The organism is Mesorhizobium sp. WSM3862 (assembly GCF_002294985.1).
GTDB lineage: Bacteria > Pseudomonadota > Alphaproteobacteria > Rhizobiales > Rhizobiaceae > Mesorhizobium.
In genome coordinates this window covers 327,057-340,196 of record NZ_NSGE01000001.1, presented here as the reverse complement: position 1 = coordinate 340,196, position 13,140 = coordinate 327,057, and the positions used below count along the sequence as shown (strand labels likewise).

The following is a 13,140-nucleotide window of genomic DNA, read 5'->3' as shown; positions in this document are numbered from 1 at the left end:
GAATCCGCTATACCGGCACCTGAACCTTGCTTCGGGTGCGCCTATGGACATTGCAACGCTGCTGCAATCGCTGCCGTTGCTGGCAGCGCTGGTGAAATCGGCGGTGCCGGCAGTAGTCGGTGCGGGCCTGGGGCTCAGCCAATGGGTCGCAGCGCTGCCGCCATGCCGCAATCACACCTTCGAGACGGCGACCTATCTCGTCTGCGAGACGGACCCGAAGCATTACTCGATCGAGCTGTTCTGGAAGGATCCCGACGGCAAGCTCTACCAGTCGCTGCACAATCTTCGAAGCGCGCAGCAGGCGGCCGGACGCACCATGCTCTTCGGCGTCAATGCCGGCATGTACCATCCCAATCTCGCGCCTGTCGGTCTCTATGTCGAGCGAGCGCAGCAGATCGCGTCGGCGAAGACCGGGGCCGGCCCCGGCAATTTCTCGATGCAGCCCAACGGCGTCTTCTATCTTAGCGACGGCAAGGCCGGCGTTCGCGCGACGAAGGATTATTTGAAGCGTTCCCCGAAGGTGGACTATGCCACCCAGTCCGGGCCGATGCTGGTGATCGACGGAAAGCTGCATCCGAAATTCCAGGCTGACAGCCCTTCGCGAAAAATCCGCGACGGCGTCGGCGTGCGTGGCGACGGCGTCGTCGTCTTCGCCATCTCGAACGACGTGGTGACTTTCCACGAATTCGCGCGCCTGTTCCGCGACGAACTCGGCTGTCCCAACGCGCTCTTCCTCGACGGCTCGATCTCCAGCCTCTATGCGCCGGCCATTGGCCGCAACGACGATTTCTGGAATCTCGGGCCGATGATCGGCGTGTTCAGGCGCTAAGCAATTCGAGGAAAACCGAGAAGCGGTGTGCCGTTCGGAAATTGCGTGGAAAAAAGGCGGAGCTTTCATTGTCGGCTCGCCTGGCGAATCGCCCCGCCGAACCAAAGGTAAATTTTGATTCAAACTTTGTTGGTGATTTCTCATTAGGAATGGGGCTTCCGGCGGCGCTGTTCCGGCCCTCGGTCTGTTTTGTTTTGCGTACAGGTCAAGATGCGGATTTTTGGCGTCGTCAGTTTCGTGCTTGCAGGGCTTTGCCTTGCCGGCTGCTCGTCTACCTCGGGCGTCGATGCCTTGCAGATGCCGTCGAACGAGACGACCAGTTCGGTCGTGCGGCCAAGCGCGCCAGTAACGAAGGCAGTGAAGACCGCCGACGCCGCGATGACGGTGGAGACCGTTTCCATGGCGGGCGCCGCGCGCATCAGGCCGCCGGCGTCGCTCCCTGGCGACCAGAATGCTCGTGTTGACGAGGACAACGCGCGTCCAGGGGATGAGAATTCGCGTCCCTTTGGCTTGGCCGAGGAAGAGACGGTGGCGTTCCCGGCGCCGGACCTGCCGGATACGGTCGAGCCCCCGGTCGAGGCCGCAGCACTCGTCTCGCCGCCGAAGCGGCTGTCGCGCGCAGCGCCCGCGATGCTTGCTGGCCCCGTCACCCGCTATGCCTTTCGCGATGCCAAACCGATCAATTTCGGGCGCGCCTCGCCAAGGCACCTTGCCGTCCATGGCGTCGACGTGTCGCGCTGGCAGGGCAATATCAACTGGCAAAAGCTGCGCGCCCAGGGCGCCAACTTCGCCTACATCAAGGCGACCGACGGCGGCGACCATCTCGATCCGATGTTCATGAAAAACTGGCGCGGCGCCGATGCCGCCGGGCTTAAGCGCGGCGCCTATCATTTCTTCTACTGGTGCCGCACCGCCGGCGAGCAGGCCGACTGGTTCATCCGCAACGTGCCGCGGGTCCAAGGCGCGCTGCCGCCGGTCATCGATGTCGAGTGGAACGGCGAGTCCTCCTGCAAGCGCCGGCCTTCGCGCCAGAAGGTGCTGGAGAAGATGCAGGTGTTCATGGACAAGCTGGAGCGCCATTACGGCCAGCGGCCCATCATCTACACGTCGCCGGATTTTTATCGCGACAATCTGCGCGGTGCATTTCTCGACTATCCGTTCTGGCTGCGCGCGGTGGCCGCCCATCCGTCAAAGGTCTATCCGGGCCGCAACTGGCTGTTCTGGCAATATTCGGGCTCCGGGCTGTCGCATGGCGTGAGCGGCCGCATCGACCTCAATGTCTTCCACGGCGACGAGCGGCAGTGGCGCAGGTGGCTGGGCGGCGGCGAGGTGGTGGCCGACGCGAATTGAGGCCGTATGCTTCACCCGGCGCGGGGCGGCGATCGACGGCAATTTCAGGATTTCTCTAACCATCGACTCACCGTCTCCCTTAGCGGCGCGGCAACGGCCTTCCGGTAACGTGTTCGTGATCGCGTCTTGGAGGGGTCTATGCGCAAACTGATTGTCACTGCCGCTGTGGTGGCCGCCGTCGGCTACGGATTTTTCAATTCGCACCTGCGCAGCAATACGCCCAACGCCAATGTGGTCGCCTATTCAACCACCGACGAGGCGATGCAGGGCGCCAAGGCCAAGGGCCACTCGACGCTACCCCGCTTCCATGAGTTGATGGCCGCCCGCACGCCTGGCACCTATACGGTCAAGTTCCCGCTGACCCAGAACGGCGCCACCGAGCATATCTGGATGCAGCTTGTGGCTTTCAGCGACGGCCGCTTCGTCGGATTGCTGGCCGACAAGCCGGTCAACGGCAACCAGTACAAGATGGGCGACCGCATGACGGTTGCCGAGGCCGATGTCGAAGACTGGATGATCCGCAACGGCAGCGACGTCTATGGTGGCTACACGGTACGCCAGGCGCTGGCCGACATGCCGAAGGAACAGGCCGCGAAATACGGGATCACGTTCAAGGATTGAGTGGTTCCCCTTCTCCCCTTGTGGGAGAAGGTGTCGCCGAAGGCGACGGATGAGGGGTGCTCCAGCTTGCCGCAGACCTTCGCCAACGTTGGGCACAGCGACAGGATCGCAGCGTCTCACTCCGCTGGAACACCCCTCATCCGTCTCGGCGCTGCGCGCCAATCCACCTTCTCCCACAAGGGGAGAAGGAGAGGGCGCGCGCTACCCCTCGTTGATCATCGCCTCGATGTTGTAACCGTCGGGATCGAGCACGAAGCAGGCGTAGTAGTTCGCCGCGTAGTCCGGACGCGGCCCGGGCTCACCATTGTCTGCGGCACCTGCCTCCAGCGCCGCCCGATAGAACGCATCGACCTCCGCCTTGCTCTTCACCCGGAAGGCAACGTGCAGATGGGTGAGCGGCGGCTGCTCGCCGGCGCGCTGGATCTCGAACAGGCAGCCATTGCCGACATCGAAGGCCCAGAACACGCCCTCCTTGCCGAAGGAGAGGCTGTAGCCCAAGGGCGCAAAAGCCTTTTCGTAGAAGAGCTTGCTCTTCTCGAGGTCGCACACTTCGATGGTGATGTGGTCGATCATGGAAGGTCTTGGACAATCAGGCCAGTGTGGCCGGCCACGATGACGCGGCCGGCTTTGATCTATATTGGCGATGGCTGCATTTGGTTGCAACCAGATACCAGCCATCGGCCTTCAGCTTGCGAATAACTTCGCTGACTGTCAGCCTTGGCGGCATCGGGCCTCAGCTGCACCCGCTCGTCGAACCACACGTGTCGCACTTCTCGCAGGTGCCGTTCCGCACCATGGTGAAGTTGTGGCACTCCGAACATTCGTTGCCGGTGTAACCCTGGAGCAAGGACTGCTGGCGACGGGTGGCGGCTAGCTTCTTGGCCTCGGCGGCCTCGTTGGCGGCGGCGTCGGTGAAGAGCGCCTCGGCGCCGCCGGCGGCCTCGGCTTCCTCTTCCACCATCTCCTCGGCCAGTTCCCTGGCGCGCTCCTCATAGTCGCGCTTGTAGGCAAGGGCCTCGTCGCTTGCCGGCTTCAATGCCAGCACGTTGGAGCCGGCAAAGGCGGTGGGCGCTGCGCGGGCAGGGGCGGTCGTCGGGGCTGAGCCGCCAAAGCCCTTGGGGTCCGAACCGGCAGCCGAGACCAGCTTCACCGGAGAGGCGCCGCGATAGAGGCCCTTGGAGAAGGGCGTCGCCTTGCCTTCGGTGATGCCGCGGCCGAGCGCCGTCTTGTCGAAGTCCGACTGGTCGACATGGGCGAGGTCGTGGCGGCCGAGATAGGACACGGCAAGCTCGCGGAACACGTAGTCGAGGATCGACGTCGCGTTCTTGATTGCGTCGTTGCCCTGCACCATGCCGGCCGGCTCGAACTTGGTGAAGGTGAAGGCCTCGACATATTCGTCGAGTGGCACGCCATATTGCAGGCCGAGCGAGATGGCGATGGCGAAGTTGTTCATCATGGCGCGGAATGCGGCACCTTCCTTGTGCATGTCGATGAAGATCTCGCCGAGGCGGCCGTCGTCGAACTCGCCGGTCCTGAGATACACCTTGTGGCCGCCGACGACCGCCTTCTGCGTGTAGCCCTTGCGGCGGTTCGGCAGCTTCTCGCGGTCGCGGTAGAGACGCTCGATGACGCGCTCGACGATCTTTTCCGTCACCTGCACGGCGCGCTGCGCGGCGGGCGCCGCAATCAGCTGCTCGACCGCCTCGTCCTCGTCCTCCTCGCCGTCGGCGAGCAGCGAGGCATTGAGCGGCTGCGACAGCTTCGAGCCGTCGCGATAGAGCGCGTTGGCCTTCAGCGCCAGCTTCCAGGACAGCATGTAGGCGTTCTTGGCGTCCTCGACCGTCGCCTCGTTCGGCATGTTGATGGTCTTGGAAATGGCGCCCGAGATGAAGGGCTGCGCCGCCGCCATCATCAGGATGTGGCTCTGGATCGACAGCGAGCGCTTGCCGATCTTGCCGCAGGGGCTGGCGCAGTCGAACACCGGCAGGTGCTCGGCCTTGAGGAACGGTGCCCCTTCGAGCGTCATCGCACCGCAGACATGGATGTTGGCGGCGTCGATGTCCTTCTTGGAGAAGCCCAGCGCCGGCAGCATCTCGAAGGAGAAGTCGGAAAGCTGCTCGTCGGTGAAGCCGAGCGTCTCTTTCACCCAATCGGCGCCGAGCGTCCACTGGTTGAACACGAACTTGATGTCGAAGGCCGACTTCAGCGCCGCATTCAGCGCCACGATCTTGTCATCGGTGAAGCCCTTGGCCTTCAGCGAAGACGGGTTGATGCCGGGCGCCTGGTTGAGGTTGCCATGGCCGACGGCATAGGCCTCGATCTCGGCGATCTGGCTTTCGGAGTAGCCGAGCGTGCGCAGCGCTTCCGGCACCGCGCGGTTGATGATCTTGAAGTAGCCGCCGCCGGCGAGCTTCTTGAACTTCACCAGCGCGAAGTCGGGCTCGATGCCGGTGGTGTCGCAGTCCATGACCAGGCCGATCGTGCCGGTCGGCGCGATGACGGTCGCCTGCGCGTTGCGGTAGCCATGCTCCTCGCCGAGCTCGATGGCGCGATCCCAGGCGGCGCGGGCATGCTCGGCCAGCGCCTGCTGCTTCAGGTCGGAGGCGACCAGCGGCACCGGATTGACGGCGAGCTTCTCGTAGCCGTCCTTGTCGCCATAGGCGGCACGGCGGTGGTTGCGCATGACACGCAGCATGTTCTGTGCGTTGCGGTCATAGTCCGGGAAGGCACCGAGCTCGGAAGCCATTTCGGCCGAGGTCGCATAGGCGATGCCGGTCATGATGGCGGTGAGCGCGGCGCAGATCGCGCGGCCCGCGTCGGAGTCGTAGGGAATGCCGGACGTCATCAACAGGCCGCCGATATTGGCGTAGCCGAGGCCGAGCGTGCGGTAGTCGTAGGAGAGCTTGGCGATCTCCTTGGACGGGAACTGCGCCATCATCACCGAGATCTCGAGCACGACGGTCCACAGCCGAACGGTGTGCTCGTAAGCGGCGATGTCGATCGTGCCGTCTTCCTTGCGGTAGGGCAGGAGGTTGATCGAGGCGAGATTGCAGGCCGTGTCGTCGAGGAACATATATTCCGAGCACGGGTTGGAGGCCCGGATCGCACCGGCGGAGGCGCAGGTGTGCCAGTCGTTCATGGTCGTGTTGAAATGCAGGCCGGGATCGGCGGACGCCCAGGCGGCATAACCGATCTTTTCCCACAGATCCCGCGCCTTCAGCGTCTTCAGCACCTTGCCGTCCTTGCGGGCCGTGAGCTGCCAGTCGCCGTCGGCCTCGACGGCGCGCAGGAAGTTGTCCTTCAGCGACACCGAGTTGTTGGAGTTCTGGCCGGAAACGGTGAGATAGGCGTCAGAGTCCCAGTCGGTGTCGTAGGTCTTGAACGACATCGAGGTGTAGCCCTGGCGGGCGAACTGGATGACGCGATAGATGTAGTTCTCCGGCACAGCGTCCTTCTTGGCCGCCTTGATCTCGCGCTTCAGCGCGGTGTTGAGGGCCGGGTCGAAGCAGTCGTCGCCATTGCCTTCGCAATTGACGCAGGCCTTCATGATCGCTTCGAGGTGCTTCTTGACGATCTTCGAGCCGGTCACCAGCGAGGCGACCTTCTGCTCCTCATTGACCTTCCAGTCGATGAAGTCCTCGATGTCGGGATGGTCGGCGTCGACGATGACCATCTTGGCGGCGCGGCGCGTCGTGCCGCCCGACTTGATGGCGCCCGCCGCGCGATCGCCGATCTTGAGGAAGCTCATCAGGCCGGACGAGCGGCCGCCGCCGGACAGCTTCTCGCCTTCGCCGCGCAGCATCGAGAAGTTCGAGCCGGTGCCGGAGCCGTATTTGAACAGGCGCGCCTCACGCACCCACAGGTCCATGATGCCGCCCTCGTTGACGAGGTCGTCCTGAACGCTCTGGATGAAGCAGGCATGCGGCTGCGGATGCTCGTAAGCCGACTTGGACTTGGTCAGCTTGCCGGTGAAGGGGTCGACATAGAAGTGACCCTGGCTCGGCCCGTCGATGCCATAGGCCCAGTGCAGGCCGGTGTTGAACCATTGCGGCGAGTTCGGTGCCACGCGCTGAGTGGCCAGCATATAGGCAAGCTCGTCGCGGAAAGCGCGCGCATCTTCTTCCGACTTGAAGTAACCGCCCTTCCAGCCCCAATAGGTCCAGGTGCCGGACAGCCGGTCGAAGACCTGGCGGGCATCGGTTTCCGAACCATAGCGCTCGGCCTCAGGGAGCTTGGCGAGTTCGGCCTCGTCGGCAACCGAACGCCACAGGAAGGAGGGGACGTCGTTCTCCTCGACCTTCTTCAGGCGCGCCGGGACGCCGGCCTTGCGGAAATATTTTTGGGCCAGGATGTCGGCCGCGACCTGGCTGAACTGCGCCGGCACATCGATGTTGTCGAGGCGGAACACCACCGAGCCGTCGGGATTCTTGATCTCCGACAGAGCCTTGCGGAATTCGATCTCCGCATAGGCTGCCCCTTCTTGACCTGCTTGGTCTGGCTTGGTGAAGCGACGCTCGATGCGCATTGGTTCGGTCCCTTTTGTCTACATATAGCGCTTTTCCCCAGGGATTGCTGCCCCGCCAGGCGAAAAGCACGGTCCGCCGTTTGCCGGCATCGCAGGCGACGCCGGCATTCTCCTCGTCGCGGGCAGCACCGTGCAGACAAGCAAACGCCCTTCCAGGCGCTCACCAGGCTGCAGGCCGACCCGCGGGTCCCTCAAAACTGAAACTTTTGTCGATTCCCTCGGAAGAGGGAGGTTCACACTATCTAGGGTCGAGCCTGCCTGCAAACACTAAATATAGTGTTAACAGATCATTTTTTCCAGCCCGACAATTCTCCCTTTCGCCCACCCAAGCCCCATCATACCCAACGCTTCCGCCGGCCTCGTGAACGGGCGGAAATGTGGGCAAAACGCACAAAATCCGGGAAAAAAGACCGGCTTCTGAACTCTCCGGTCACGCCCGCAACAGGAGCGCATGGCCTATAAAAAGCGACTCGTTCTGACCCGTCAAGGATTCGTTTTTGTAGGTTTTGTGACCCCAATATGTTGTGTGTCACAAATGTGGATAACGGGGACAGAAAGGCGCATCGAAAAGCCTTTATTTGACGGTCCTTGCGGACGGTTCGTCGGGTTGCCCGGGGCCGGGCCCGACGGGCGGCTTTTCATTTTAGCTGGCTTGCACTATCTGTTGCCCTGCGCGGGGGCGTGTCTTGTCAAGCCTGGAAGCATTCGCTACGCCCCGCTCATGACAGTTACCGTTCGTTTCGCCCCGTCGCCGACCGGCCGCATCCACATCGGCAATGCCCGCACCGCGCTGTTCAACTGGCTTTTCGCCATGAACAACAAGGGCCGCTACATCCAGCGCTTCGACGATACAGACGTTGCCCGTTCGACGCAGGAATTCGCCGATTCAATTCTCTATGACCTGCATTGGCTCGGCATTTTTCCCGACGTTACCGAATACCAGTCGCGTCGCTTTGAAGTCTATGACGCCGCGGTGGAGCGGCTGAAGGCGGCGCGCGTGCTTTATGCCTGCTACGAAACGCCGGAGGAGTTAGACCTGCGCCGCAAGGTGCGCCGCACGCGCGGTCTGCCGCCGGTCTATGGCCGCGAGGCATTGACGCTGACGCCGGAGCAGGTGGCCGAATACGAATCCGACGGGCGCCGGCCGCATTGGCGCTTTCTTTTGCCGAACTTCACCGGCGACCCGCTGCAGCCCGAGCGGACCGAGGTGCACTGGAACGACCTTGTGCGCGGCGAGGAGACCGTCGATCTCGCCTCACTGTCGGACCCGGTCCTGGTGCGTGAGGACGGCACTTATCTCTACACGCTGCCTTCGGTGGTCGACGACATCGAGATGGGCGTCACCCATGTCATACGCGGCGACGACCACGTGACCAACACCGGCGTGCAGATCGCCTTGTTCCAGGCGCTGGGCGCTGAGCCGCCGGTGTTCGGGCACCACAATCTCTTGACCACCGTGTCGGGTGAGGGGCTGTCGAAGCGCACCGGCGCGCTGTCGATCGAAAGCCTGCGCGAGGACGGCATCGAGCCGATGGCTGTCGCCTCACTTGCCGTGCTCGTTGGCACATCGGAGAATGTCACGGCAGCGCACGATCTCAACGAGCTCGCCAGCCATTTCGACCCGGCCGCGACATCCAAGTCTGCCGCCAAGTTCGATCCCGACGAGCTTTTCGTGCTCAATCGCACGCTGATGCACCAAATGCCGTTCGAGGAGGCGCGCGACCGGCTGATTGTGCTTGGCATTTCCGGCGACAGGGCCGAGCCCTTCTGGCTCGCCGTGCGCGGCAATATCGACCGTTTGTCCGACGCTGTCGCCTGGTGGCGAATCCTGAGTGACGGGCCGCAGGAGCCGGCGGAATTTTCCGGCGAGGACCGTGATTTCCTCCACCAGGCGTTCGACCTGTTGCCGGAAGAGCCTTGGAACGGCACGGTCTGGAAGGATTGGACCGGCAAGATCAGGGAAGCGACGGGCCGCAAGGGCAAGCCGCTGTTCATGCCGCTGCGGCTTGCCCTTACCGGGCGGTCTTCGGGGCCGGAGCTTGCAGATCTATTGCCGCTGATGGGTCGGGAAGGAACGCTGGCCCGACGACCCTGACCTTGCGCTGTTCCGGCGGCAGGGCCGAAACCGGTGACGCCGGCACCTTGGCGGTCAGCTGCTTGATAGCCGCGCGGTCGAGCCCGCCTGCAGCGTTGGCGAGCGTTTCGGGATCGGCGCCAGCATCGAGCTTGGCCGCCGGCGCCGGCACGAGGGTCGTCACCCCGCTGTCCGGCTGCGGCTGCTCCGGATTGGGCGGATTACCGCCTATGATCGAGAAGTTTTCGGCCTGGGCGTTGCAGCCGCATTGCGGCGGCCGCGAGTAGTTGGCCTGCTTGTAGAGATAGGCCGTCGGCAGCTTGCTGTAAGGACGGCCGGTCGCCGAGGATGTCATGTTGCCGGCGTCATCGTCCATGCCGCGCGTGTAGAAGACCTGCATTTCGGTGCCGGGGCAGCTCGATTCGCAATTCTTCTGATCGCGCTCGAAATCGCCAACAGAGGCGGCGTTCGACATCGGGAAGAAATAGCCGTCGCAGGTGCGCACGCAGACGGTGCGGAACTCGTCGTTCATCCTCGGCAGGTTCATGCCGTCGGGTTGGTTGATCACCCGGCGGATGTTGCGCGCGCCGGGATCGTCTGGCGGAAGCGCTTCAGGCGTGTCGAGCGAAGCGATCTCCTCGTCGCCACGGCCGAAGAGCTGCTCGAACAGATTGCCGCCACCATTGTTGCGGGCGGCCTCCTGGATCGGGGCGCGAGGCGCCTCGACTTCATCATCGCGGCAGCCATTGGCGTCGAGCGCCGCAAGAATGCGGCTGCGGTCGCGCCGCGTGCCGCCGCCGGCCAGCCGCTGGCGCTTGGCCTGCAAGATGTCGAGATTGGCGTTCATGCGCTCTATCGAGGCATTGATCGCCGCGCATTGGCCGGCATTGCGCGACAGCGCGAAGCCGCAATTGGCATCACCGGCGCGGCCGCGCGCCTTGGCCAGTTGCTCGCGCTGGCGGGCGATTGCGTCGTCATATTTGCGGATCAGTCCCGGACCGCCGCCACCGCCGCGCGTGGCTGCAAGCTCCGCTTCGAGCTGGCGGCAGGTGCGAGAAGCGGCCTGCGGCTCGGTCACAGCGACAGCCGACGCCGCCAACGCTGCAAGCAGCGCAGCAAGGTGCGTCAGCTTCAACCCCTTCATTCGCCTGGAATCCCGATTGCCGGTGGAAGGCTACCGCGTTCGTGGTTAACTGTTCCTTTGCTTACTACCCAAACACAATTCCGCTGGCGCGAGCTCGCATCAACCCAGAGCTCACCCTCAACTCAGATCGGGGCGAGCGCCTGCGCCTTGTGCGCCGCCTCGACCACCGCCAGTGCCGTCATGTTGACCACGCCGCGCGACGTCACAGAAGGCGTCAGGATGTGCGCGGGCTTGTCGGTGCCGAGCAGGATCGGCCCGACATGCAGCGCGTCCATCATGGCACGCAGCGCCGTCAGCGTGATGTTGGCCGAATCGAGGTTCGGGAACACCAGCAGATTGGCTTCCCCTTTCAGCCGCGAATGCGGGTAGACGCGCTGGCGCAGATGCTCGGAAAGAGCCGAGTCGGCATGCATCTCGCCGTCGCACTGCAGCTCCGGCGCGATGCGGGCGAGGATGGCGGCGGCCTCGCGCATCTTGAGCGCGCCGGGCGAATCGCGCGAGCCGAAATCCGAATGCGACAGCAGCGCAGCCTTCGGCTCGATGCCGAAGCGCTGGATTTCTTCCGCCGCCAGCACCGTCATCTCGGCGATCTCCTCCGCCGTCGGATCGACGGAGACATGGGTGTCGGTGAGAAAGATGATGCCGCGCTGCGAGATCAGCATCGACAGCGTCGAGAGATCGCGGTCCTTGATGCCGGGACGCGGCCCGATGATCAGCGTGACATTGCGCAGATGGCGCTCGAAGCGGCCTTCGAGCCCGCAAATCATCGCATCCGCATCGCCGCGCTTCAACGCAAGCGCGGCGATCACCGTGTTGTTGGTGCGCACCATGGTGCGGGCGGCTTCCGTCGTTATACCGCGGCGGCCGGCGAGCTCGATCAGCAGATCGACATAGTGCCGGTAGCGCGGATCGTCCTCCGGGTTGATCAGGCCGAAATCGACGCCCGGTCGGATGCGCAGGCCGTAACGCTTCAGCCTGACTTCCACGACATGCGGACGGCCGATCAGGATCGGCTCGGCGATGCCTTCCTCCAGGACCACCTGTGCCGCCCGCAGCACGCGCTCGTCCTCGCCGTCGGCGTAGATGACGCGCTTGGCGCTGGCGGCCTTGGCCGAGGAGAACACCGGTTTCATCACCAGGCCGGAGCGGAAGACGAAGCGGTTGAGCTTGTCGACATAGGCCGCGAAATCGGAGATCGGCCGCGTCGCCACGCCGGTGTCGCAGGCGGCTCTCGCCACCGCCGGCGCGATGCGCAGGATGAGCCGCGGATCGAAGGGCGAGGGGATCAGGAAGTCCGGCCCGAAGACCGGCGTCTCGCCGGAATAGGCGCGGGCGGCGACGTCCGAGGGCTCCTCGCGGGCCAGGGCCGCGATCGCTCTGACCGCGGCCATCTTCATCTCCTCGTTGATGGCGCTCGCCCCGCAATCCAGCGCGCCGCGGAAGATGTAAGGAAAGCAGAGCACGTTATTGACTTGATTGGGAAAATCGGAGCGCCCGGTGCAGATCATGGCGTCGGGCCGTGCCGCGCGCGCCACCTCAGGCATGATCTCCGGCGTCGGGTTGGCGAGCGCCAGGATCAGCGGCTTCGGCGCCATGTGCTGCAGGAGTTCTGGCTTCAGCACGCCGGCGGCGGAGAGGCCGAGAAAGACGTCGGCGCCAGGGATGACATCGGTCAGCGTGCGCGCCTGGGTGTCCTTCACATAAGGGTCTTTCCAGCGGTCCATCTCCTCGACTCGGCCTTTGTAGGCGACGCCGAAACGATCGGTGACCCAGATGTTTTCGACATTGGCCCCGAGCGAGACCAAAAGGTTGAGGCAGGCGAGCGCCGCAGCGCCCCCGCCGGACGTGACGATCTTGATGTCGGAGATCGATTTGCCGGCGAATTCCAGCCCGTTGAGCACCGCGGCGGCGACGATGATTGCCGTGCCATGCTGGTCGTCATGGAAAACCGGAATGCCCATGCGGGCCTTCAGCCGCTCCTCGACCTCGAAGCATTCAGGCGCCTTGATGTCCTCGAGATTGATGCCGCCGAAGGTCGGCTCGAGCGCGGCCACCGTCTCGACCATGCGCTCGATCTCGGGAGCATCGATCTCGATGTCGAACACGTCGATGCCGGCGAATTTCTTGAACAGCACCGCCTTGCCTTCCATCACCGGCTTGGAGGCGAGCGGGCCGATATTGCCCAGCCCAAGCACCGCCGAGCCGTTGGAGACAACGCCGACGAGGTTGGCACGCGCCGTGTAGTCGGCGGCGACCGCCGGATCGTCCCGGATCTCGAGACAAGGAGCGGCAACGCCCGGCGAATAGGCAAGCGCGAGGTCGCGCTGGTTGCCCAGCGGCTTGGTCGCCTGGATCTCGAGCTTTCCCGGGGTGGGGTGCTTGTGAAAGAAGAGCGCGGCCTCATCGAGGTCCGATCGGGCCGTTTTCTTGCTCTCGCCGTCCATTCGCGGCCCTCCTGCGCTTCTTGCTTTCGAGCCTTTTAGCATGCAGCGACGATTCTTCGCGACGCCAAATGTCGGCCCTGGCATTCACAATGCCGAGGCGAAGATAATCAATGCATTTCAGCCAGTTGGCTCGGAAACTTGCGGCTGATTGAC

At 63.9% G+C, this 13,140-nt stretch carries 8 protein-coding genes; 4 read left to right on the top strand and 4 right to left on the bottom strand.

Annotation, left to right across the window (positions count from 1 at the left end; genetic code table 11):
• Positions 1-43: 43 nt before the first annotated feature.
• From CK224_RS01695 to CK224_RS01685, 3 genes are all read left to right on the top strand, one after another.
• Complete coding sequence (locus CK224_RS01695; RefSeq protein ID WP_095780595.1) at positions 44-829, top strand: phosphodiester glycosidase family protein; 786 nt, start codon at positions 44-46, stop codon at positions 827-829.
• Between the two features lie 210 nt (positions 830-1,039).
• A complete protein-coding gene (locus CK224_RS01690; protein ID WP_066995242.1) occupies positions 1,040-2,179 on the top strand; it encodes a GH25 family lysozyme in 1,140 nt (379 codons plus the stop codon).
• 138 nt (positions 2,180-2,317) lie between these two features.
• Positions 2,318-2,800 (top strand): DUF2314 domain-containing protein, encoded by a 483-nt coding sequence (locus tag CK224_RS01685; RefSeq protein WP_066995245.1) that lies wholly within the window; start codon positions 2,318-2,320, stop codon positions 2,798-2,800.
• A gap of 201 nt (positions 2,801-3,001) precedes the next feature.
• Here CK224_RS01685 and CK224_RS01680 read toward each other — a convergent pair whose 3' ends face one another.
• Both CK224_RS01680 and CK224_RS01670 read right to left on the bottom strand, forming a co-directional pair.
• Positions 3,002-3,373: a VOC family protein gene (locus tag CK224_RS01680; protein ID WP_066995247.1), complete on the bottom strand. Its 372-nt coding sequence runs from the start codon at positions 3,371-3,373 to the stop codon at positions 3,002-3,004.
• A gap of 160 nt (positions 3,374-3,533) precedes the next feature.
• Positions 3,534-7,325: a vitamin B12-dependent ribonucleotide reductase gene (locus tag CK224_RS01670; RefSeq protein WP_095780594.1), complete on the bottom strand. Its 3,792-nt coding sequence runs from the start codon at positions 7,323-7,325 to the stop codon at positions 3,534-3,536.
• 721 nt (positions 7,326-8,046) lie between these two features.
• Here CK224_RS01670 and gltX point away from each other — a divergent pair.
• Positions 8,047-9,420, top strand: coding sequence for a glutamate--tRNA ligase (gene gltX, locus CK224_RS01665; RefSeq protein ID WP_095777790.1), 1,374 nt, complete (start codon positions 8,047-8,049; stop codon positions 9,418-9,420).
• Here the strand turns inward: gltX and CK224_RS01660 are convergent.
• Complete coding sequence (locus CK224_RS01660) at positions 9,338-10,543, bottom strand: DUF2865 domain-containing protein (protein WP_095780593.1); 1,206 nt, start codon at positions 10,541-10,543, stop codon at positions 9,338-9,340. The genes gltX and CK224_RS01660 overlap by 83 nt on opposite strands.
• A 122-nt stretch (positions 10,544-10,665) precedes the next feature.
• Positions 10,666-12,987 (bottom strand): NADP-dependent malic enzyme, encoded by a 2,322-nt coding sequence (locus CK224_RS01655; RefSeq protein WP_095780592.1) that lies wholly within the window; start codon positions 12,985-12,987, stop codon positions 10,666-10,668.
• Positions 12,988-13,140 lie beyond the last annotated feature (153 nt).